We start from the raw sequence: 20058 nt of genomic DNA on the forward strand, positions 1-20058 counted from the left end.
TCAAGTACGGTGACGCGGGAGTCAGGGCCGCCGGAGTCGGCGGGCGGCGACCACGACCAGGCCGCTGGCCAGTGCCGTCACAACCAGCATCACCACGAAGCCGCTCCAGCGGCCCGGGGCGCTCAAGCCGTTCTGGAAGCCCGACACCGTCATGGCGACCGAGGCCAGCCACACCAGGGCGACCAGGGCCAGCACCGCACGCTTCATCCCGGCAGCCTAACGTTCGTCGATGGTCACGTCGATCGTGTAGTCCCGCGCCCGGTAGCTGTGGTCGCCGTACTCCACGGCCACCCCGGACGCGTCGAAGGCGCTGCGGGTCATCGTCAGCACCGGGTCCGACGGTTTGAGGCCCAGGTGTCGCCGTTCGAACGTGGTGGGGGTGCGGGCGCCGATCTCCTGGTGTGCCACCACCGCGCGGACGCCGCGGGCCTGCAGCAGCGGGTAGAGGCCCTGCGTGGTCAGCTCCTCGCGGGTCACGCCGGCCGAGCGCGGTGGCAGCCAGTTGCGCAGCAGCGCCAGCGGCTGGTCGCCGGCCAGCCGCAGCCGCACGATCGAGAGCAGGTCGACGTCGGGTGGCAGGTCGAGCTCCGCCGCGATGCGTTCGTCGTGGACGAGCTCGTGTCCGAGTACGACGGTGCTCGGGTGGCGGCCCGCGAGGTCGTCGTAGAGGCTGGTCAGCCCGGCCCGGCGGTGCACTTTGCGGTTCGCGACCCTCGTGCCCAGTCCGCGCCGGCGCAGCAGCAGGCCCTGGCTCACGAGCTCCGCGATGGCACGCCGGACGGTCGGTCGGGACAGGTCCAGGCGGGCGGCGAGGGCGAGCTCGTTCTCGAACGGGTCGCCGGGTCGCAGGCGCCCGTCGTCGATCGCCGCGCGCAGCTGCTCGGCGAGCTGGTGGTAGAGCGGCACGGGCGACGAGCGGTCGATGGTCACGGCCACCTGTAGGGCCATGAACCGCACTTTACCCCGTCACATCGGATTGACTTGACGTAAAAATGTTGGAACAAATGCTTGACCGTCATATTGACCAAAGTGCACGCTACGGCCATGCGCATCGGCCTGGTAGGGGTGGGAAGGATCGGCGCCTTCCACGCCCACACGCTGGCCTCGCTCGACGCCGTCGACGAGCTCGTGGTCACCGACGCCGACCTCGCCGCGGCCGGAGCGCTGGGCGACGAGCTCGGCGTCGCGGTCGCCGACGACACTGCCGCCCTGCTCACAGCCGGGATCGACGGCCTGGTCATCGCCGCCGCCACCCCCGCGCACGCCGCCCTGCTGTCCGAAGGCGTCGCCGCCGGCATACCCACCTTCTGCGAGAAGCCCGTCGCCGCGACCCTCGACGAGACCCTCGCGCTGACCAGGCTGGTCGAGCGCTCCGGCGTACCCGTGCAGATCGGCTTCCAACGCCGCTTCGACGCCGGCTACCAGCGGGTCCAGGCGGCGGTAGGCGCCGGCGAGCTCGGCTTCGTCCACACCATCCGCGCCAACACCCACGACCAGGCGCCGCCGGCGGCGAGCTACATCGCCACGTCGGGCGGCATCTTCCGTGACTGCTCGGTGCATGACTTCGACGTCGTACGCTTCGTGACCGGCCGCGAGGTCGCCACCGCGTACGCCACGGGCGCCAACCAGGGCGCCGACTTCTTCACCTCGGCCGGCGACGTCGACACCGGAGGCGCCCTGCTGACCCTCGACGATGGCACTATCGTGCTGGTCTCCGCGACCCGCTACAACGGCGCCGGCCACGACGTGCGTCTCGAGGTGCTGGGGGAGAAGGGCTCACTCGGCGTCGGCCTGGACCACTCGCTGGCCCTCGACTCGGCCGAGACCGGCGTCGACTTCCCGGCCGGCCCTCGCCACTGGTCCTTCATGGACCGCTTCCAGCCCGCCTACAGGGCCGAGCTGGCCGCGTTCGTCGATGTCGCCCGCGGCGCCGCGCCGTCACCTTGCACGGTCCGCGACGCCTTGGAGGCGTTCCGGGTGGCCGAGGCGTGCGAGCTGTCCCGCGCGTCCGGCCGCCCGATCACCCTCGCCGAAATCCCGGGCGCATGAGCCCTGGCGACGCACCCTGGGCTACGAGCGCAATGACAGCAACCAAGCCACACCCGCCCCGACGACGCGGCGGATGGAGAAAGGCAGACCCCTCATGACACGCAAACTTCGGACATCCTTACTGGCGGCCGGCGCCGCGGCCGCGCTTGCCCTGGCTGCGTGCAGCTCCAGCGGCGGCAAGCAGGAAACCGACGACACCCCCGCCGCCGGCGCCGCCACCACCCCGCGGATGACGGTCGCGTTCATCACCCACTCCGGTCCCGGCGACACGTTCTGGGACCTGGTCCGCAAGGGCGCCGAGGACGCGGCCAAGAAGGACAATGTGGAGCTCCAGTACCAGGCCGATCCCGACGGTCCCGGGCAGGCCAACCTGGTGCAGTCCGCGATCGACAAGAAGGTCGACGGCATCGCGGTCACCCTCGCCAAGCCCGACGCGATGAAGGCCAACGTCACCAAGGCCGCCCAGGCTGGCATCCCGGTCGTCGCCCTCAACGGCGGCATCGACGCCTGGCAGGGCATGGGCGTGCTCGGCTACTTCGGCCAGGACGAGAAGATCTCCGGCCGGGCCGCCGGGCAGAAGATTGGCGCCGACGGCGGCAAGAAGGCCCTCTGCGTCATCCACGAGCAGGGCAACGTCGGCCTCGAGGCGCGCTGCGACGGCGCCAAGGAGAGCTTCCCCAACACCGAGAAGGTGTACGTGACGGGCACCGACATGCCCGGCGTCCAGGCGGCCATCACGTCCAAGCTGCAGCAGGACAAGGCGATCGACCGGGTGCTGACGATGGGCGCGCCGTTCGCGTTGGCCGCCGTGCAGTCGGTCAAGGACTCCGGCAGCTCGGCCAAGGTGGTCACCTTCGACACCAACAAGGAGCTCGTCGCCGCCATCAAGTCCGGCACCGTGCAGTGGGCCGTCGACCAGCAGCCGTACCTGCAGGGCTATCTCGCCGTCGACAGCCTCTGGCTCTACAAGACCAACGGCAACACGATCGGCGGCGGCCAGGCGACCCTGACCGGGCCGGCGTTCATCGACAGCGGCAATGTGGCGTCGGTCGAGCAGTACGCCAACAACGGCAAGCGGTGAGCACCGCGACTGACGTGGCGGCGACCCGGGACGACCGGGTCGCCAGCCGCCCGCTCGCGGCCCGGATGCTCAGCCGCCCGGAGGTCGGGTCGCTGGTCGCCGCCGTGGTCATCTTCCTGCTCTTCATGGCCGTCGCCGAGCCGTTCCGCAACGTCGCCAACATCGGCACCATCCTCTATGGAGCGTCGACGATCGGCATCATGGCCGTACCCGTGGCGCTGCTCATGATCGGCGGCGAGTTCGACCTGTCGGCCGGCGTGGCCGTGACCACCGCGGGCCTGTCCGGGTCGTTGCTGGCGTGGAACTTCGGCCTCAACGTCTGGGTCGGCGTGCTGTTCTCGCTGGTGCTCGCGGTCGCGATCGGGGCGTTCAACGGCTGGTTGCTGCTGCGCACGGGCCTGCCGAGCTTCCTGGTCACGCTCGGCACGTTCTTCATCCTGCAGGGCGTCAACCTGGGCGTGACGCGGCTCGCGACGGGCAACGTGGCCAGCGCCGGCATCAGCGACATGGACGGCTTCGCCAGCGCCCACGCGGTCTTCGCCTCACAGCTCACCATCGGCCCGGTCAACTTCAAGATCACCATTTTGTACTGGCTGGTGCTGACCATCATCGGCGCGTACGTGCTGCTGCGTACCCGAATCGGGAATTGGATCTTCGCGGTAGGTGGTGACGCGGCCGCGGCCCGGGCCGTCGGCGTGCCGGTGCGCTCGACCAAGGTCGGCCTGTTCGTGGCGGTCGGCTTCTGCGCGTGGTTGTCGGGCATGCACCTGCTGTTCCAGTTCAACACGGTGCAGTCGGGCGAAGGCGTCGGCAAGGAGTTCATCTTCATCATCGCCGCGGTCATCGGCGGGTGCCTGCTCACCGGCGGCTACGGCTCGGTGGTCGGAGCGTCGATCGGCGCGCTCATCTTCGGGATGACCCAGCTCGGCATCAACTACGCCGGCTGGAACCCCGACTGGTTCCGCACGTTCCTCGGAGTGATGCTGTTGCTGGCGACGATCGTCAACCTGTACGTGAAAAGGCGGGCTGACCTGCGATGACCATCCTCGAGCTGGAGAACGTGGGCAAGAGCTACGGCAACGTGCACGCGTTGCGTGGAGTGAGCCTGTCCGTGCGGCAGGGCGAGGTCACGTGCGTGCTGGGCGACAACGGCGCGGGCAAGTCGACGCTGATCAAGATCGTGTCGGGTCTGCACGCACACACGTCCGGGTCCGTGCTACTCGATGGTGAGCCGGTCCACTTCGGATCGCCGCGCGACGCGCAGGATCAAGGGATCGCGACCGTCTATCAGGACCTGGCGTTGGCGCCACTCATGGCGGTGTGGCGGAACTTCTTCCTCGGCAACGAGCTGCGCAAGGGCTTCCTGCGGACGCTCGACATCGCTGCGATGAAGCGGATCTGCGCCGACGAGCTGTCGAAGATGGGCGTGTCGATTCCCGACCTGGACCGACCGGTGGCGTCGCTGTCAGGCGGGCAGCGGCAGTGTGTGGCGATCGCGCGGGCCATCTACTTCGGAGCGCGCGTCATCATCCTCGACGAGCCGACGGCCGCGTTGGGGGTGAAGCAGTCAGGGGTGGTGCTGCGCTACGTGGTGAAGGCCCGCGACGCCGGCCTCGGCGTCATCTTCATCACCCACAACCCACACCACGCCTACCTGGTCGGCAACCACTTCGTCATCCTGAAGCTGGGCCGGGTCGTGCTCGACGCGCACCGTGACGAGCTGACCCTGGACCAGCTGGCCGCCGAGATGGCGGGCGGCGACGAGCTGGCCGAGCTCAGCCACGAACTGCGTGGCGTGGACGCGGGCAAGGTCGTGCCGCCGGCGTCGGGCGCTGTTTCGTGACGGGCCCACTCCGGGTCGGTGTGGTCGGCGCCGGCGTGATGGGCGCCGACCACGCACGCCGGCTCGCCTCCCGGGTCACCGGCGCGGTGTTGGCCGGAGTCGCTGATCCCGTTCCGGAGCGGGCTGCGGCCGCCGGTGTGCGGGTGTTCTCGTCGCCACTGGAGCTGATCGGCTCCGCTGATGTGGGCGCGGTGCTCATCGCATCCCCCGGCGCGGTTCACGAGGAACAGGTGCTCGCGTGTCTGGCGGCGAGGAAGTGGGTGCTGTGCGAGAAGCCGCTGACGTTGACGGTGGCGTCGGCTCAGCGCCTTGTCGCGGCCGAGGCCGCGGCCGGACGGCCGCTGGCGCAGGTGGGGTTCATGCGGCGCTTCGACCCGGCGTACACGCGGCTTCACGGATTGTTGCCTTCTTTGGGCCGGCTCCTGCTGCTGCACAACGTCCACCGGAACGTCTCCGCGCCGGCGTCGTTCACCTCCGAGATGATCGTGCGGGACTCGTTGGTGCACGAGGTGGACGTCTGCCGGTGGCTGTTCGCCGACGAGATCGCGGCGGTGAGCGTGCTGTCTCCCGCGCCGTCGGGGCTGGCTCCTGCGGGCGTCCAGGACCCGCAGGTGGCGATCTTCCGAATGGCGGGCGGCGGCATCGCGACCACGGAGGTCTTCATCAACAGCCAGGTGGGGTACGAGGTGCGGTGCGAGGCCGTCGGTGAGAGGGGCTCGGCGTTCGTGCCCGCCTCCCCGGCGCCGGACTTCCTGGTGCGCTTCGCATCGGCGTACGACATCGAGGTCCAGTCCTGGGTCTCGGCCTGCCTGCGAGGCGAGGTAGTCGGGCCGGGCCTCCAGGATGGACTCGCGGCCACCGCGGCGAGCGAAGCAGGCGTACGGTCGTTGCGGAACGGCGGCTCGCCGGTCGCCGTCCGTGACGTCTTCTGAGGTGCGCGATGGACGAGCCGATGCAGGCCCTACTCGCTGAGTTGTACGCCGACGGCGTGCACCACGACGCCGCCGAGCCCGATCGCCTGCTGCGCCGCCGCAACCTCGAGCCGGACACGGCGGCGCTGCTGGCTCAGCTCGTCCGGATCAGCGGTGCGCGGCGGATCGTCGAGATCGGCACGTCCAACGGCTACTCGACGATCTGGCTCGCACTGGCGGCGCGGGACGTGGGCGGCCGGGTGATCAGCGTCGACACGCAGGAGTGGCCCGGCGTGCGGCAGAACCTGCGCCGCGCCGGTGTGTCGGTCGACCTGCGTCTGCTCGAGGCCGGCGCCTACCTGGCCGACCTTCCGTCAGGCAGCGTCGACCTGCTCTTCCTCGACGCGGAGCGGACCGAGTACGCGAGTTGGTGGCCACATCCGCTGCGGGTGTTGCGTCCCGGGGGAGTGCTGGCAGTGGACAACGTCCTGTCCCACCCGACCGAGGTCGAGGACTTCCTGGCGCTGGTGGCCGCGGACTCCCGCTGCCGCTCGGCGACGGTCCCGGTCGGGAAGGGGCTGTCGGTCACCTGGCGGGGCCACTGACCTCGCGTCGATCAGCGGTGGCCCGGCGCGAGGTGTTCGCGGGGCGCTCGTCGAGCAGGAGGGCGGCGACGGCTCCCGGCGCTTGGCGCATCGCGTTGTGACCGGTCGGCAGGTCGTGGACCTGCCAGGCGGGGTCGGCGTCGAGTCGGTCACGCACCTGCGTGAACGGCGTGCCGTCCCAGCCGGAGCAGTAGACGAAATCGCGGCGGGCGACGGTCGCGGACGTGCCGGTGAGCCGGATCGTCTGCAGGAACGAGGCGAGGGGATGGGGCCGCCGGCGGGGATCGCCGCCGGCCGGCGGCCGGACGGCGTAGCCCGTGTCGGCGGCACCGGCGACGAACATCTGCCGGTACTGGTCGGTCGTCAGGGACCAGCACGACTCGCCGTCGCGCGGGACGTAGGCGTCGAGATGGACCACCCGTGCGACCCGACCGGCGGCGCGGTCCGCGGCGGCGGTGATCACCATGCCGCCGTAGCTGTGGCCGACGAGGGTCGCGTCGGTGGTGTGGGCACGGTCGAGCAGCCGGAGGACGTCGTCGGCGTGCGTGTCGAGGTTGGCCGCCGCCACCGTGCTGGCGTCGTCGTCGGGCCGCAGACCCGTCAGGGTCAGGGCATGCACGGGATGGCCGGCACCCTCCAACAGTGGCACGACCGCCTCGAAGGACCACGCGCCGTGCCAGCCGCCGGGAACGAGGACGAACGTCGCCATGTGCTGCTCCGTTTCGCGAGCGGGTTCTGCGTACGGAGCAATGTCACCAGGTCAACGTGTGGCGTGCTACCGATAGGATGCCATCTGATGCCGATTCGCGGCCAAACCCGACGAGCCGCCGAAGTGACCTCGCAGATGTGGCCCTCCGGCGGCAGGCACCTGTGGCCCTCCGGGCGGGCGGGCGCCGCGCAGTCGCACGCGCGGGGGCATCTGGTCTATGCCGCCAGCGGCGTCCTGGCGATCCACACCGAGCGCGGCACGTCGATCGTTCCCGCCAACCGGGTCGCCTGGACGCCGGCCGGTGTCGCGCACCGCCATCGCGCCCACGGCGACACCGACATCCGGGTCGTGTTCCTCGCCCCTGCCGTGGCGCGGCTCATGCCGGACCATCCGGCCGTGTTCCTGGCCTCGGGCCTGGCCCGCGAGGTCGTCCTCGCCTTGACCGGCTCCGGCGCGGCTCTTGCCTACAGCGGCTCCGCGCGTGCTCGCCTCGTCCGGGTGCTGGCCGATGATCTTCGCGAGGCACCGGAACAACCGCTGCGTCTGCCCGAGCCGCAGGACGACCGGCTGCACGCCATCGCCGCCCTGCTGCACGAGAACCCATCGGACAGCGCGTCGCTCGCCGAGATAGGGAAGCGGATCGGAGCCAGCACCCGCACGCTCAGCAGGCTTTTTCGCGACGAGCTCGGCATGACGTTCTACGAATGGCGCACCCAGCTGCGCGTCTATCACGCGCTGGTGCTCCTCGGCGACGGCTACGACACGACCCGGACGGCGCATGCCTGCGGATGGGCCAACCCCAGCGGCTTCATCGCGGCTTTCACCGACATCATCGGGACGACCCCGGGCCGCTACCGGGCCGACAACGTGCCTGGCGCCACCCGGCAGGCAGGTGTCCACACAGGGGGTGAGCCCCACCGCCGATCCACGGGCTAGGCCCAGCGACGTGGTCCCCGTATCCCGGCGAGCATGACTGGCATGACCAATCGCAGCAACACGCACAGCGTCTCTCGTCGGAGCGTCCTGCGGGCAGGGCTGGCCGCAGGCGCCGGAGCGGTCGTTGGACTGACGCAATCTCCGCCGGCGGGCGCGACGAGGCGAGCCGCGGTCGCGTTCGTCGGCGCGACGGTGATCGACACCTCCGGCGGACCGTCGCGACCCGACCAGACCGTGGTCGTCGAAGGGGATCGGATCAGCCGGCTCGGTGGGCGGCGAGACGTCCGCGTCCCGCCTGCCGCGACGGTCGTCGACGGCACGGGCAGGTTCCTGATCCCGGGTCTGTGCGACATGCACGTCCACAGTGACATCTACGAAGGGATCATCCCGCCGCTGTATATCGCGAACGGAGTCACGACCGTCCGCGAGATGTCCGGAGCCGACCATCTGCACCGATGGCGGGATCAGGTCGACGCCGGCACCCTGCTGGGTCCAGCATCGATCATCGCGAGCCCGCTGATCGACGGCGCACCGGGTCTGTGGGCGGGCCTCAACGCCGTCTCGTACATCGAGGTGACCACCGAGGCGGAGGCACGCGCCGCGGTCCGCCGTGTGGTGCGCGACGGCGCCGACTTCGTCAAGGTCTACTCGCGACTGTCGCCGCGCGCCTACTTCGCTGTCGCTGACGAGGCGCGACGCCAGCGTGTCCCGTTCGTGGGGCACTGCCCCGACAACGTGCCGATCACGCGGGCCAGTGCGGCGGGGCAGCGCAGCCTCGAGCACATGTGGGGGACGTGGTATTCGACCTCCGGCCGCGAAGCGGAGCTACGCCGGGCGATCGCCGACATTCGGATCGAGGCCGGCGACTACAACAACTGGTTCAACCAGATCCACCCGGTGAACTGGCTGGCCGCCAACAGCATCGATCCCGGCAAGGCTGCCGCGGTCTTCGCCGAGTTCGTCGCGAACGGGTCCCGACAGGTCCCGACCCTGATCGCGATGCGGGCGATCGCGATGCCCGACGAGGTGTCGCGCACCGACGCCCGCCTCAAGTACCTGCCTGCCGTCACGGCGCAGGAATGGTGGTGGGCGTTGGACGAGTTGTTCGCGGCCGGCCGCGGCCCGACGGAGGTCGCCCAGCACCGGGAGCTCTTCGACCGGCAGCTCGAGCTGGTCGACGCGATGCGCCGGGCCGGGGTGCCGATGCTCGCGGGCACCGACAGTGCCACGCCGGGATGCTTTCCGGGCTTCGCCCTCCACGACGAGCTGGCGCTGCTGGTGCGGGCTGGTCTGAGCCCGCTGGAGGCGCTGCAGGCGGCGACCCTCGAACCGGCACGGTTCCTCGGCCGGCAGGACCACGAGGGCACGATCCGTCGCGGCAACGTCGCCAACCTCGTGCTGCTGGACGCCGACCCGCTCGACGACATCCGCAACACCCAACGGATCCGGGCAGTGGTCGTGCGAGGCAGACTCGTCTCCGCCGAGGACCGCACGCGCATGCTCCTGGAGGTCGAGGCCGCCGCGAGGCAGGTTCCCGCCGATGCCGCGGCTACGGTGGGCTGTCCCTGCATGGGGCCGGCACGCCGGCGCGACGCCTCGTGACCGCTCGGCCCCCGACCCGCCTCCTCGGGCCTGTCGCGCGCGTCGAGCCGACCACGCGTGCGCTGAACGAGCGGCTCCGACTGACGGTCGTGTCGACCGGCTACGCGCTGAGCGCGGCGCCCGCCCTGGCCGTGGGGATCGCGGTGGTCCTCTCGGTGCCGCTCGCTCTGATCGGCGTCGGCTTTCCCGTCGCGCTGGTCGCGGTGCCGTCCGCCGCCGCGCTCGCCGGCGTGCACCGGCGGGTCAGCGGGGCGCTGCTCGACGACGAGATCCCCGCCGCGTACGCGGACACGTCCAATCGCGGCCTGCTCGCCCGGCCCGTGCGCTGGCTGCGCGACGGCGCACGGTGGAGGGACGTCGCCCTCGTGTGGTTCTCCGCCACCGGCGGGCTCGCCCTGTCGGCCCTGTCTCCGCTGCTGCTGGTCGCCCCTGTCCCGTACCTCGTCTGGTTCGTCGTCGATCCCGGCTGGCCGGGAACCCTGCTGCTCGGCGCCGGCGGACTGGGCCTGCTCGTGTGGTGGATCACCACGCCGGCGCTGACGCGAGCCCGGGCGGTCGCCGAACGGGCGATCCTCGGCGGGTCGCGGCTGGCCGAGCTCGCGCGCCGGGTCGAGCGGGTCACCGCGTCGCGCGACGAGACCCGCGACCTGTCGGCCGCCGAGATCCGCCGCATCGAACGCGACCTGCACGACGGCGCCCAGGCCCGCATGGCGGCGGTGGGCATGAGCGTCGGGCTGGCCGGCAAGCTGCTCCGCAGGGATCCGGACGCCGCCGCCGACCTGCTGGAGGAAGCTCGCCGGACCACCCTCGACGCACTGGAGGACCTGCGCTCGGTCGTACGCGGCATCCATCCACCCGTGCTCGCGGACCGCGGCCTGGGCGGGGCGATCGAGGCGCTGGCCTTGGCGGTGCCGCTGCCGGTCGCGGTGTCGCTGACCGGCATCGGGCGGCTGCCCGCCCCGGTCGAATCGGCCGCGTATTTCGCCGTCGCCGAATGCGTCGCCAACGCCGTCAAGCACTCCGCGGCCACCCGCGCGTGCGTGCGCGGCGTCCACGACGGGACGCGCGTGCGGCTCACGGTCGGCGACGACGGTCGCGGCGGCGCGGACGCGACCGGCTCAGGCCTGGTGGGCGTGGCCCGGCGGTTGGCCGCGTTCGACGGTTCGTTGGCGGTCGACAGCCCACCCGGCGGCCCCACGATCGTCACGCTGGACATCCCGTGTCCGACCTAGCGCGCCTGCGGGCGGTCGTGGCGGAGGACCAGGCACTGCTGCGGGTCGGGCTGACCCGCATTCTCGAAGCCGACGGCATCGCCGTCGTCGACGCCGTCAAGGACGCGGCAGCCCTGGCCACGGCGCTCACCGCGGACGACATCGGCGTGGCGGTCGTCGACGTGCGGCTTCCTCCCACACACGCGACCGAGGGACTCGAGGCGGCGATCGCGGCCCGCGCCGTCCGGCCCGGGCTGCCCGTGCTCGTGCTCAGCCAATGGGTCGAACCGCTCTACGCCCGCGAGCTGCTCGCCTCCGGCGAAGGCGCGGTCGGCTATCTGCTCAAGGACCGCGTCGCTGACGTCGACGCGTTCCTCGGAGCCGTCCGGCAGGTCGCCGGCGGCGGCACCGTCCTGGATCCCGAGGTCGTCGCCGCGCTCGTCAGCCGGCGCGTCCGCCCGCTGGACCGGCTGACCTCGCGCGAGCGTGACGTGCTCACCCTGATGGCCGAGGGACGGTCCAACGCCGCGGTCGCCGACCGCCTCTCGATCACCGAGAAGGCCGTCGGCAAGCACATCAACAACATGTTCGCCAAGCTCGACCTGCCACCGGCGGCCGACGACAACCGCCGTGTCCTTGCCGTCCTCGCCTGGCTCAACGCCGGTTGACCTACTCGCGAAAGGCCCCGACCGCCGGTCGGGGCCTTTCGTCAACGGCCGGTCAGTCGGCCTGGATCCGCTTGAGGTGCTCCTGCAACCGGTCGAAGAACTCGACCCACCCTGCCTTGGCACCCTCCGCGTGTGCCTCGTCGGTGTTGACGCCCGCCTGGTGGAACCGCATGCGCGTGCCGGCACCGGCCTCCTCGAAGTCGACGGTGACCACGGACGCGATCGCGCCGTCCGTGTTGTCGGGGTCGCCGGTGGTCAGCACCAGCCGACCCGGTGCGGCTATCTCGCGGTAGGTGCCGTCCAGCGGGTGGGCCTCACCGTCCGGGGTGACGATGCTGGCGGTCCACTTTCCACCCGGACGCAGGTCCATGGAGACCAGCTCGACCGGCGTCTTGAGCGCGCGGGGACCGAACCACTGGGAGAAATGCTCGGGCGTGGTCCACGCCGCGAACACCAGCTCCGGCGGAGCGTCGTAGTCGCGAATGATCGTGTATTCCTGGGTGAATGCGGGGCCGTCCGTCATAGGTCGATTGCCCTTCCTGCGCGGGTGTGTTCGATCACCGCTTGTCTAACAGCTCGGCGGCCCTTCGGCATGCCCCGACAGCGAGTTCGAACGAAGTCGAACAGTCGGTTCGCGCGTTCGAGCGAGCGCGAGGAACGCCCGACCGGCGGGGGACAGGTGAGTCGAGGTGCTCCAGGCCATCGCGATCCGCCGTTCGACGGGCGGCGACAGCGCGATCGTGACGGCCGTGTCGCGCGCAGCGGCGACGCCGGCGGGCAGCACCGCGGCGCCGACGCCGGCGGCCACGAGGTCCGCCAGCATGGTCAGGTCGGTGGTCTCGGCGACGATCCGGGGAGTGAACCCCGCCGCCGCACACTCCCGCTCGAGCACGGCGCGCAGGCCGCTGCCTTGCACCAACGAGGCCAGTGCGTGCTCCCGCAGGTCCGCCACCGCGACGTCCGTCCGCTCGGCCAGTGGGTGATCGGCTGCTGCCAGGACCACCAGCGGTTCGGATGCGACGAGCTCGACCGTGACACCCGGCGGTGGGGTCTCGGCCAGGCCGACGAAGGCGATGTCGACCTGGCTGGTCGCCACTGCCGCGAACAGCGCGCCGGGATCGTCGGCCAGCGCGGCGATGCGTACCCGCGGATGCTGTCGATGGAAGTCGCCGAGCAGGGCGGCGATCCGCTCGTCCGGCTGGGCCTGGACGAACCCGATGGTCAGCGTGCCGGTCAACAGCTCGCTGAGCGCGCCCACCGCCGCCTTCGCGTGCTCCACGGTCGCCAGCGCAGCCCGGGCGTGCGGAAGCAGCGCCTCTCCGGCCGCTGTCAACGACACCGCCCGCGTGCCCCGGTGGAACACGGGCTCGCCCAGCTCCCGCTCGAGCCGGCGGATCTGCTGGCTCACCGCGGGCTGGGCGACCCGCAAGCTCTGCGCGCCGCGCGTGAATCCGCCCTCGTCGACCACGGCGAGGAAGTAGGCGAGTTGCCGCAGCTCCACCGAACCCCACCTCCATCACGATTGCTTATCGGATCGATCGTAAAGTGGTCTTCGACATATGGGTACGGACGCTTTTACGGTCAGTGCATGACCAAGACGCAGAAGTTCGCGCGGCGAGCGACGACCACTGTGATCGCCTGGCTCGCCGCCTACGTGATCGTTACTCTCGTGATCCACGCCGGAGGCAGCGCGCTGGCGGCGGCTCCGCGCGGCACGCAGACCCTGGTCGTCAGCGGCACCCTGGTCGTCGCGATGGTCAACGGTGTGATGCCGGCGATCGGCGGCCTCGTCGGGCGCATCTTCGCCGACCGGGCAAAGCGCGGCGTCAGGGCCTGACGTCGATCCGCCGGGACGCCGCTCGTTCAGAGCCGGTCGAACGGTGCGGCGTACCGGAAACGGCCGGTCTGGCCTTCGTACTGGCTGAGGGTTCGGACCTGGAAGTGCTCACCCCATGCGGAGACCGGCGCGGCTATCCCTAGCGGTTGGGCCGGGACGAAGCCGAACCGGCTGTAGTAGGCAGGGTCGCCGAGCAGCGCGACCAGGGGCTCGCCGAGCGCGTCGGCCGCGCCGAGGACAGCGTGCACGAGGGCGCTACCCACGCCGGCTCGCTGGCGGCGCGGGAGCACACTCAGCGGCCCGAGCGCCAGGACCGGCCCGGCCTCGACATGGGCGCGCGTCGCGAGAACGTGGCCGACGACTTCATCGTCCTCGATCGCGACCAACGACAATTCCGGGATCCAACCTGGATCGTCGCGCAGCCACGAAACGAGCGTGGCCTCGCCGGGATCACCGCCTGGCTCCGCCGGCGGTGCGCTGTACGGCAGACCGCGGAACGCGGCCGCCGTGACCGCGTGGATCGCGTCGATGTCGTCGGAGCGTTCACGTCGAACTATCACCACCGAACCATCGGGCCCTCGCTCTCCGTCGTCAACGGATTTTGCGCAGCAGCCGCGACGACAACCTTGAGGGCTGTCACCCGGCGGCTCGTGGTTCGGTTCTCCGAACCGGACGTTTCCGTGGCAGCACCATCGGCACGCGCCGCCTGGCGCCGAAGGATGGGCATAGCCCAACCGATCGACGTTCGGGAGACGAAGATGACCGACGCGAGCTCGCAAGCCCGCACACCCGCCGCGGCACGTCCGACACCGTCGGGAGCCCGCCGATGGACACGCCTGGCCGGCCGATCGTCCCTCTACTGCGCGCTCCTGCTTCCGGTTTCCCTCGCGGCCCTGGCGGCGGCCATCGCGGGCCGGCGGGGTTCGGCCGTCGCGTGGTGGCGGGGACTACGCGTCAGATTGCTCGACGGCTCCGCGGTGCCCGCACGGCAACCGCGGACCACGGCGGTCGTCGCACACGCGCTGGTCAGCCTGGCCCTCGGGCTGGTCGCGCTGGTGCCGCTCGGCGTCCAGGTGCTCTTCGTCCTGCGCGGCCTGCTCTACGGTCTCGTGGACCGCGGCCCGTACGACCACTCCTGGGGTGGACCCAGCCGCGGAGGCGCCTGGGTCGCCCACATCGCGGCCGGCATCCCGGAGGTGCTGGCCGCTCTGGCCGTCCTCGTCGGCATCGCCGCGCTGCACCAGCGACTCACGGCGTCGCTGGACGGCGTCCGGCGACCTCGATGGCTGCTGCCGACCGTCGCAATGACCGTCCTCGCGACCGCACTGCTGTTCGTGGCCTGGACCCGGCAGTTGTGAGCCGGCTACCGGCTCTCGAGGAAACGCAGCACGGCGAGCACCCGCCGATGGTCGGAGTCGGACGCCAGCAGGCCGAGCTTGGCGAAGATGTTGGCGACGTGTTTCTCCACGGCACGCTCGCTGACCACAAAGGACCGCGCGATGGCACCGTTGGTGCGGCCCTCGGCCATGAGCGCGAGCACCTCGCGCTCCCTGCGCGTCAGGCGGGACAGGTCGCTGCGCCCGAAGAGCTGGTTGACCACCTCCGGGTCCAGTGCGGTGCCGCCGCCGGCGACCCGGCCCAGGGCGTCCACGAACTCGTCGACGTCGCCGACCCGTTCCTTGAGCAGATAGCCGACCCCGGCCGCTCCACCGGCCAGCAACTCGTCGACGAACCGGCGCTCGACGTACTGGGAGAACAACAGGACACCGACGCTCGGGTACGCGCGGCGAATCGCGATCGCGGCCCGCAGCCCTTCGTCGGTGTGGGTGGGCGGCATGCGGATGTCGAGCACGGCGACATCGGGCTGCCACCGTTCGACCACGGCCTCCAGATCGACGACGTCGCCGACGACGGTGGACTCGTGTCCGCGCATCGCGAGCAGCTGGGCCAGCCCGTCACGCAGGATGGACGAGTCCTCGGCGATCAGAACACGCATCGTCGACTCACGGCCGGGTGGGCAGGACGACGCTCACCATCGTGGGGCCTCCCCGTGGGCTGATGACAGTCAATGTCCCGTCCACGGTAGCGACCCGGGCCGCGAGTCCGCGCAACCCGCTGCCGGCCGCCTCGTCCGCTCCGCCGCCACCGTTGTCGGTCACGACCAGCCGCAGCATGCCAGCGGACTGGGAGATCGCGACGGTGGCGGCGCCGGCGTCGCTGTGCTTGGCCACGTTGGTCAGCAGCTCGGCGACACAGAAGTACGCGATCGACTCGATCGCCGGCGCGGGCCGGTCGTCGATCGCGATGTCGCAGTCGACCGGCACCGGGCTGCGGGCGGCCAGGGTGGCCACGGCGGCGTCGAGGCCGTTGTCGAGGATCGGCGGATGGATGTCGCGGATCACGTCCCGCAGGTCGACGATGGCGTCCTGGGCGGTGGCCCGGGCCGACCGCAACAGGTCACGGGTGCGCGGCGGCGCGGTGGTGAGCAACTCGCCCAGCATGGCCAGGTTCATCGTCACCGCGACCAGGCGTGCCTGGACGCCGTCGTGCAGGTCCCGCTCGATGCGCCGCAGCGTCGTGGCGGCGTTCTCGACGGCCGCGGTGCGGCTGCGCTCCAGAGCCGCGATGCGGGCGGTGCGGTCGTCGCGGCTGAGCAGGGCACGCAGCAGGAGACGGTCGAGAACCAGCACCGCTCGCACGCTCCGCGGTGCCAGGGCCAGCAACGCCGCACCGCCGGCGGCGAACAGCGCCACGCCGGGCCAGGTGTCGATCATGATGTTGCCGACCAGCAGCCCATGTCGCCCGCCGACGGTGCTCTGGTTCAGATCCAGCGCGTGCTGGACGGGGGCGGTCACCGCGACGAGGCCCCACGACCAGGTGAACAGCACGACCGACAGCTCGAGCAGGGACAGCGGCAGAGCCACGACGTGAAAGGCGACGGCCCGCCACCCGGGTCCGTCGCGCAACCCGGCGCGTAGTCGCAGGAACACTCCCGGGTCGGCGCGGAACGGCGGTGGCGCCACGACGACCTCGCCGATCAAGCGTGCGGCCAGGGCGCGGCGCGCGCGGGCGAACGCGCGGGTGGCAGGCACCATGGCCGCCAGCACCGGCACGCCGAGCGCGGTGACGGACAGGACCGCGGCGACCACGGCGCCGATCAGCACCCAGGCGAATCCCAGCGCGGTCACCGGTGCGGTGACCAGCACGTAGGCCAGTTCCCTGCTGGTGCGACGCACCCGCGACCACCACCGTCCGGCCATCGCGCCATTGTGTCGAACCTGGGCGTACCCGTGCGCCCGTGTCCGGGTTCAGGGGTGTTCGAGATCGTTCGAATCCATTCGAAAGCCTTGTCACGTCGCTCGCGCGGTGGGGATGGTCCTGGGGTCCGCCCGCCCGGCGGTGGACTCGACGAAGGGTGGCGGTGTTGGCTGGCACGGTGAGTCGTAGGGCAGCGTTGGGGCTGGGCACAGCGGCGACGGCGGGGGCGGTTCTGGGACTGGGCACACCGGCGGGCGCGGCCGCCCGGGGTGTTACGCCCCGCGACAAGGTCGCGAACGCGTACCGGTCCGAGCGGTCGAGGGCGGGAGGGAACTGGCATTCCTACGTCACCGTCGCCGGTGCGAGCGCACCGCAGGTCGCGGTGGAGGAGGACGCGGACACGATCGTCGAGGCGTACAGCGTCAACAAGATCGCCGTCGCCACCGCGGTGCTGGACAAGGTCGACCGCGCGCTGCTCACGCTCGACCAGCGCGTGGACGTCACCGCGGCGATCGTCGTACCCGGTGGTGACGGGATCTTCAGCCTGGACAGCGCGTACCCGAGCTCGGTGACCCTCGGCCACGCCCTGGCCGCGCTGCTGACGGTCTCGGACGATACCGCGGTGCGCCTGTGCGGTCTGGTGTGTCCGGCCGCCGAGCTCAACCAGATCCTGGTCGACAAGGGATTCCCGAAGACCCAGGTCCAGCCGGTCGCGAACCCGAACCGGTTCTTCCTGGGCACCAGCAGCGCGCGGGAGACCCACCGCATGCTGCAGGCGCTGACCGCCGGCACGCTGCTGTCGCCGTCCAGCACGAGCTTCCTACTCAGCGTGCTGCGCTCGCCGATCGCGTTCACGGACGGGATCCGCCGCACGATGTCGTCGGACGACCGCGCACGGATCGCGACGAAGGCCGGCTGGTTCGGCGACGCCCGCCACGAGGCCGGAGTCATCTTCAGCGCGGCCGGCGCTCCCGTCCTGACGTACGTGCTGTTCGCCGACGGGCAGGCGAACCCGGACGACTTCGGCGCCACCCATCCGGCCGTTCAGGCCCGGGCGGCCATGGGACCCCGGTTCCTGGCCGCGGCCAACGGCATCACCACCACGACCGCGACCACGATGCACCGACCGCGCGCCCAGCGGCCCAGCAACGGCGGCTGACGCCTGACCCGATCAGGTCGGGCGCCCCGTAGCGCCCTGCCCCGATCGGCTCGGGCAGATGAGCTTCGTCAGCCGGTCAACGAGTCCGCGTGGGGACGTCCAGACCACGCCGGCGAGACTCGGATCGATCTCCGGGACCGGCAACGCTGCGCCGTCCTCACCGCGGTCGCCACCATGCTCGACGGGGGCCGGGTCATCGGCACCGATTGGTGGCGGTCGGTGGACCGACCCGGCCGCCACGATGACCAACGCGGCGGGCGAAGTCGCCACCGACAGCCTCGTCACCGCAGATCTGCGGGCGCTGCCGTTGGCCGGCGGCGGCGTGGACGTGGTGGTGAGCCGTCTTACAACATCGCGCCAAGGGTCAGGGGCCGATCATCGGCGAACGTACGCGGCAGAGTTCGAAGCAATCGGTCTGAGCGGTGTGGGGGTCCGAGAGCTTGGGTGGCGGTTCTGGTGCCGTGGACCCTGGGCGCGCACCTGGGTCGTGACCGCGACCCGGCCCGCCACCTCGACGCGGCCGACGTCGAAGGTTCAGGCTCGCCCGGGTCTGCCCGGCGGCCTGGTTAGGCGGTGGCGTTGCCCTCGACCAGCGCGGCGGTGACGTCGAGCTCGATGAGCTGGCCGGGGAAACCGAGTCGGGAGACGCCGAGCAGGGTGCTGGCGGAGGTGAAGGCGGGGGAGAGAGGGGAGTCGAGCAGGCGGCGCCAGACGTCCCCGAGGGAGCGGTCGGCATCGTCGGTCACGTAGATGACGGTCCGAACGACGTCTGCGGGGGTGGCGTTGACGCCCGCGAGGGCGGCTAGCGTGTTGGCGACGACCTGCTCGACCTGCGTGAACACGTCGCCACCCCCGACAAGATCGCCCGCGGCGTCGAGAGGACACTGCCCGGCGAGGTAGGCCGTCCGCCCGGCCTCGACGACAGTGACATGGTGGTAACCGGGCGTATGGTGCAAACCGTCAGGATTCAACCGGATGATCGTCATGGCAGGCAGTGTGCGCCGGTACGCGAGTGACACGCGAGCGGTTTTGCCCCCCGAGCCGCACCCCCCAACCTGTCGTGTACAGTTTCGCCCGAGCGTCCCGGTAAACTGGGTCCTCGCAGCAAGTCCGGGTGGCGGAATGGCAGACGCGCTAGCTTGAGGTGCTAGTGCCCGTATAGGGCGTGGGGGTTCAAGTCCCCCCTCGGACACTTACCGATCCCCAACGGTGCGGCTCAAGATCGATTTGGGCCCGCACCGTTCGTGTTTCTGGGTCATAAGTCAGGTGGAGACCGAGGTTTCGATAGACCTCGAGTTTGTGTTCGGGTTCAGCGTGGCGCAGCGCGTCGATGAGGTCGCCAAGCTCATCGATGATCGCCGTGATCTGTTCCATCGTAGGTTGGCTGGCGCCGTTGCGTTGTGGGATCGACGGACGTGTTGAACCCGTGTCGGTCCTAGGTCAGATCGCCAGGGCGAGGGCGGCGAACGTCACAGACATCCGTGTCGCAGGCGGGGCATCGATGGCGAGTTCATAATGTCCGCGGCGGAGGTTCTGCGTGAAGGCGTGTCCGGCGATGACCACTTGTGCTGTCTTGTCGGTCCGCAGCCCGCGCATCGGTCTCAACCGGTGTTTGAGCTGGCTGTGATCGGCTTCTATCGGGTTGTTCGCGTACTGCTCGACGTGGTGCCATGCCGACGGGATCAGCTCATCCAGGACGGCGGGGTAGACCGCAGCGGCGTCGGTAACCACCTCGCTGGGCTTCACTTTCAGCGTGGACAGCGCCCGGCGGAAGAACCGCCGGGCCGCGCCGGCGTCGCGGCGTGCCGACACCAGCACGTCGATGACCTGCCCGTATTGGTCGACCGCCCGGTACACGTACCGCCGCACGCCGTTGACCTTCACGTAGGTCTGATCAACGTGCCACCTGTCACCGGGCGAGTGGCGGCTGAATCGGGCGGCGTCGGCCAGCAGCGGGGTGAACCGCTGCACCCACCGGTAGACGGTGACGTGATCGACCACGACCCCGCGTTCGGCCAGCAGCTCCTCCACATCCCGATACGACAGGTTGAAACGCAGATACCAGCGGACCGCGACCACGATCACCTCGGTCGGGAACCGGAACCCGGCGAACGCCGACCTCGGAGGCAACCACGGCCGAGAGCGTGTCGATGACTTCACTGCTCAAGCGTGCCTCGATCATGCCAACG

General features: G+C 70.8%; 24 protein-coding genes and 1 tRNA gene. 14 read left to right on the plus strand and 11 right to left on the minus strand.

Features of this window, described 5'->3' with window-relative positions; translation table 11 throughout:
* Positions 1 to 21: 21 nt before the first annotated feature.
* Entirely contained in the window at positions 22 to 207 is a 186-nt protein-coding gene (locus AB0J88_RS37500; RefSeq protein WP_364360372.1) for a hypothetical protein, read from the minus strand.
* Positions 208 to 216: 9 nt separating this feature from the next.
* On the minus strand, positions 217 to 948 hold the full coding sequence (locus tag AB0J88_RS37505) for a GntR family transcriptional regulator (protein ID WP_364360374.1): 732 nt from the start codon (positions 946 to 948) through the stop codon (positions 217 to 219).
* Between the two features lie 96 nt (positions 949 to 1044).
* Here AB0J88_RS37505 and AB0J88_RS37510 point away from each other — a divergent pair, with 96 nt between their 5' ends.
* From AB0J88_RS37510 to AB0J88_RS37535, 6 genes are all read left to right on the plus strand, one after another.
* Positions 1045 to 2049 (plus strand): Gfo/Idh/MocA family oxidoreductase, encoded by a 1005-nt coding sequence (locus AB0J88_RS37510; protein WP_364360376.1) that lies wholly within the window; start codon positions 1045 to 1047, stop codon positions 2047 to 2049.
* A 94-nt stretch (positions 2050 to 2143) separates the two neighbouring features.
* Complete coding sequence (locus AB0J88_RS37515) at positions 2144 to 3130, plus strand: sugar ABC transporter substrate-binding protein (protein ID WP_364360378.1); 987 nt, start codon at positions 2144 to 2146, stop codon at positions 3128 to 3130.
* Complete coding sequence (locus AB0J88_RS37520; RefSeq protein ID WP_364360380.1) at positions 3127 to 4170, plus strand: ABC transporter permease; 1044 nt, start codon at positions 3127 to 3129, stop codon at positions 4168 to 4170. Before AB0J88_RS37515 ends, AB0J88_RS37520 begins: the two co-directional genes overlap by 4 nt.
* Complete coding sequence (locus AB0J88_RS37525) at positions 4167 to 4973, plus strand: ATP-binding cassette domain-containing protein (RefSeq protein WP_364360382.1); 807 nt, start codon at positions 4167 to 4169, stop codon at positions 4971 to 4973. The genes AB0J88_RS37520 and AB0J88_RS37525 overlap by 4 nt, the downstream gene beginning before the upstream one ends.
* The gene (locus AB0J88_RS37530; protein WP_364360383.1) at positions 4970 to 5905 is read left to right on the plus strand and encodes a Gfo/Idh/MocA family oxidoreductase; all 936 of its coding nucleotides are present in this window, start codon (positions 4970 to 4972) and stop codon (positions 5903 to 5905) included. Before AB0J88_RS37525 ends, AB0J88_RS37530 begins: the two co-directional genes overlap by 4 nt.
* 8 nt (positions 5906 to 5913) lie before the next feature.
* Positions 5914 to 6489: a class I SAM-dependent methyltransferase gene (locus tag AB0J88_RS37535; RefSeq protein ID WP_364360385.1), complete on the plus strand. Its 576-nt coding sequence runs from the start codon at positions 5914 to 5916 to the stop codon at positions 6487 to 6489.
* Here the strand turns inward: AB0J88_RS37535 and AB0J88_RS37540 are convergent.
* Positions 6470 to 7198 (minus strand): alpha/beta hydrolase family protein, encoded by a 729-nt coding sequence (locus AB0J88_RS37540; protein WP_364360387.1) that lies wholly within the window; start codon positions 7196 to 7198, stop codon positions 6470 to 6472. The two genes, AB0J88_RS37535 and AB0J88_RS37540, sit on opposite strands and share 20 nt — an antisense overlap.
* A gap of 87 nt (positions 7199 to 7285) precedes the next feature.
* Here AB0J88_RS37540 and AB0J88_RS37545 point away from each other — a divergent pair, with 87 nt between their 5' ends.
* Genes AB0J88_RS37545 through AB0J88_RS37560 form a run of 4 tightly spaced genes read left to right on the plus strand, consistent with a single transcriptional unit; the run spans position 7286 to position 11615 of the window.
* Positions 7286 to 8134 (plus strand): helix-turn-helix transcriptional regulator, encoded by an 849-nt coding sequence (locus AB0J88_RS37545; RefSeq protein WP_364738161.1) that lies wholly within the window; start codon positions 7286 to 7288, stop codon positions 8132 to 8134.
* A 42-nt stretch (positions 8135 to 8176) separates the two neighbouring features.
* Complete coding sequence (locus tag AB0J88_RS37550; RefSeq protein ID WP_364360391.1) at positions 8177 to 9736, plus strand: amidohydrolase family protein; 1560 nt, start codon at positions 8177 to 8179, stop codon at positions 9734 to 9736.
* The gene (locus tag AB0J88_RS37555; protein WP_364360393.1) at positions 9733 to 10968 is read left to right on the plus strand and encodes a histidine kinase; all 1236 of its coding nucleotides are present in this window, start codon (positions 9733 to 9735) and stop codon (positions 10966 to 10968) included. The genes AB0J88_RS37550 and AB0J88_RS37555 overlap by 4 nt, the downstream gene beginning before the upstream one ends.
* 5 nt (positions 10969 to 10973) lie before the next feature.
* Positions 10974 to 11615 carry a response regulator transcription factor gene (locus AB0J88_RS37560; protein WP_364360520.1) on the plus strand — a complete coding sequence of 214 codons (642 nt, stop codon included), beginning with the start codon at positions 10974 to 10976 and terminating at the stop codon, positions 11613 to 11615.
* Positions 11616 to 11667: 52 nt separating this feature from the next.
* On the opposite strand, the gene AB0J88_RS37565 is transcribed toward AB0J88_RS37560, so the two are convergent.
* Together AB0J88_RS37565 and AB0J88_RS37570 are read right to left on the minus strand one after the other, a co-directional pair.
* A complete protein-coding gene (locus AB0J88_RS37565; RefSeq protein ID WP_364360395.1) occupies positions 11668 to 12138 on the minus strand; it encodes an SRPBCC domain-containing protein in 471 nt (156 codons plus the stop codon).
* A gap of 45 nt (positions 12139 to 12183) precedes the next feature.
* On the minus strand, positions 12184 to 13116 hold the full coding sequence (locus tag AB0J88_RS37570) for a LysR substrate-binding domain-containing protein (protein WP_364360397.1): 933 nt from the start codon (positions 13114 to 13116) through the stop codon (positions 12184 to 12186).
* Between the two features lie 87 nt (positions 13117 to 13203).
* Here AB0J88_RS37570 and AB0J88_RS37575 point away from each other — a divergent pair, with 87 nt between their 5' ends.
* Positions 13204 to 13452, plus strand: coding sequence for a hypothetical protein (locus AB0J88_RS37575; protein WP_364360399.1), 249 nt, complete (start codon positions 13204 to 13206; stop codon positions 13450 to 13452).
* Positions 13453 to 13478: 26 nt separating this feature from the next.
* Here the strand turns inward: AB0J88_RS37575 and AB0J88_RS37580 are convergent, their stop codons facing one another.
* The gene (locus tag AB0J88_RS37580) at positions 13479 to 14012 is read right to left on the minus strand and encodes an N-acetyltransferase (RefSeq protein WP_364360401.1); all 534 of its coding nucleotides are present in this window, start codon (positions 14010 to 14012) and stop codon (positions 13479 to 13481) included.
* A gap of 198 nt (positions 14013 to 14210) precedes the next feature.
* Between AB0J88_RS37580 and AB0J88_RS37585 the strand changes: the two genes are divergently transcribed.
* Positions 14211 to 14810: a hypothetical protein gene (locus tag AB0J88_RS37585; protein WP_364360403.1), complete on the plus strand. Its 600-nt coding sequence runs from the start codon at positions 14211 to 14213 to the stop codon at positions 14808 to 14810.
* 5 nt (positions 14811 to 14815) lie between these two features.
* Here the strand turns inward: AB0J88_RS37585 and AB0J88_RS37590 are convergent, their stop codons facing one another.
* Positions 14816 to 15448 (minus strand): response regulator transcription factor, encoded by a 633-nt coding sequence (locus AB0J88_RS37590; protein ID WP_364360405.1) that lies wholly within the window; start codon positions 15446 to 15448, stop codon positions 14816 to 14818.
* A gap of 7 nt (positions 15449 to 15455) precedes the next feature.
* A complete protein-coding gene (locus AB0J88_RS37595; RefSeq protein ID WP_364360407.1) occupies positions 15456 to 16712 on the minus strand; it encodes a sensor domain-containing protein in 1257 nt (418 codons plus the stop codon).
* A gap of 176 nt (positions 16713 to 16888) precedes the next feature.
* On the opposite strand from AB0J88_RS37595, the gene AB0J88_RS37600 reads away from it, so the two are divergent.
* On the plus strand, positions 16889 to 17869 hold the full coding sequence (locus AB0J88_RS37600; RefSeq protein WP_364360409.1) for a serine hydrolase: 981 nt from the start codon (positions 16889 to 16891) through the stop codon (positions 17867 to 17869).
* A 566-nt stretch (positions 17870 to 18435) separates the two neighbouring features.
* Here AB0J88_RS37600 and AB0J88_RS37605 read toward each other — a convergent pair.
* Positions 18436 to 18855, minus strand: a complete 420-nt coding sequence (locus AB0J88_RS37605; protein ID WP_364360411.1) for a RidA family protein — start codon at positions 18853 to 18855, stop codon at positions 18436 to 18438.
* 122 nt (positions 18856 to 18977) lie between these two features.
* On the opposite strand from AB0J88_RS37605, the gene AB0J88_RS37610 reads away from it, so the two are divergent.
* Positions 18978 to 19061 (plus strand) — tRNA-Leu (locus tag AB0J88_RS37610).
* Here the strand turns inward: AB0J88_RS37610 and AB0J88_RS37615 are convergent.
* Positions 19043 to 19243: a hypothetical protein gene (locus tag AB0J88_RS37615; protein ID WP_364360413.1), complete on the minus strand. Its 201-nt coding sequence runs from the start codon at positions 19241 to 19243 to the stop codon at positions 19043 to 19045. The genes AB0J88_RS37610 and AB0J88_RS37615 overlap by 19 nt on opposite strands.
* Positions 19244 to 19309: 66 nt before the next feature.
* Positions 19310 to 19999: an IS6 family transposase gene (locus AB0J88_RS37620; RefSeq protein WP_364360522.1), complete on the minus strand. Its 690-nt coding sequence runs from the start codon at positions 19997 to 19999 to the stop codon at positions 19310 to 19312.
* Positions 20000 to 20058 lie beyond the last annotated feature (59 nt).

This window comes from Asanoa sp. NPDC049475, from assembly GCF_040676915.1.
GTDB lineage: Bacteria > Actinomycetota > Actinomycetes > Mycobacteriales > Micromonosporaceae > Asanoa.

What these genes read in the sequence shown, in the direction of transcription:
- AB0J88_RS37500 (WP_364360372.1), bottom strand. Translation starts at nt 207, where the DNA reads ATGAAGCGTGCGGTGCTGGCCCTGGTCGCCCTGGTGTGGCTGGCCTCG.
- AB0J88_RS37505 (WP_364360374.1), bottom strand. Translation starts at nt 948, where the DNA reads ATGGCCCTACAGGTGGCCGTGACCATCGACCGCTCGTCGCCCGTGCCG.
- AB0J88_RS37510 (WP_364360376.1), top strand. Translation starts at nt 1,045, where the DNA reads ATGCGCATCGGCCTGGTAGGGGTGGGAAGGATCGGCGCCTTCCACGCC.
- AB0J88_RS37515 (WP_364360378.1), top strand. Translation starts at nt 2,144, where the DNA reads ATGACACGCAAACTTCGGACATCCTTACTGGCGGCCGGCGCCGCGGCC.
- AB0J88_RS37525 (WP_364360382.1), top strand. Translation starts at nt 4,167, where the DNA reads ATGACCATCCTCGAGCTGGAGAACGTGGGCAAGAGCTACGGCAACGTG.
- AB0J88_RS37535 (WP_364360385.1), top strand. Translation starts at nt 5,914, where the DNA reads ATGGACGAGCCGATGCAGGCCCTACTCGCTGAGTTGTACGCCGACGGC.
- AB0J88_RS37540 (WP_364360387.1), bottom strand. Translation starts at nt 7,198, where the DNA reads ATGGCGACGTTCGTCCTCGTTCCCGGCGGCTGGCACGGCGCGTGGTCC.
- AB0J88_RS37545 (WP_364738161.1), top strand. Translation starts at nt 7,286, where the DNA reads ATGCCGATTCGCGGCCAAACCCGACGAGCCGCCGAAGTGACCTCGCAG.
- AB0J88_RS37550 (WP_364360391.1), top strand. Translation starts at nt 8,177, where the DNA reads ATGACCAATCGCAGCAACACGCACAGCGTCTCTCGTCGGAGCGTCCTG.
- AB0J88_RS37565 (WP_364360395.1), bottom strand. Translation starts at nt 12,138, where the DNA reads ATGACGGACGGCCCCGCATTCACCCAGGAATACACGATCATTCGCGAC.
- AB0J88_RS37575 (WP_364360399.1), top strand. Translation starts at nt 13,204, where the DNA reads ATGACCAAGACGCAGAAGTTCGCGCGGCGAGCGACGACCACTGTGATC.
- AB0J88_RS37585 (WP_364360403.1), top strand. Translation starts at nt 14,211, where the DNA reads ATGACCGACGCGAGCTCGCAAGCCCGCACACCCGCCGCGGCACGTCCG.
- AB0J88_RS37590 (WP_364360405.1), bottom strand. Translation starts at nt 15,448, where the DNA reads ATGCGTGTTCTGATCGCCGAGGACTCGTCCATCCTGCGTGACGGGCTG.
- AB0J88_RS37595 (WP_364360407.1), bottom strand. Translation starts at nt 16,712, where the DNA reads ATGGCCGGACGGTGGTGGTCGCGGGTGCGTCGCACCAGCAGGGAACTG.
- AB0J88_RS37605 (WP_364360411.1), bottom strand. Translation starts at nt 18,855, where the DNA reads ATGACGATCATCCGGTTGAATCCTGACGGTTTGCACCATACGCCCGGT.
- AB0J88_RS37615 (WP_364360413.1), bottom strand. Translation starts at nt 19,243, where the DNA reads ATGGAACAGATCACGGCGATCATCGATGAGCTTGGCGACCTCATCGAC.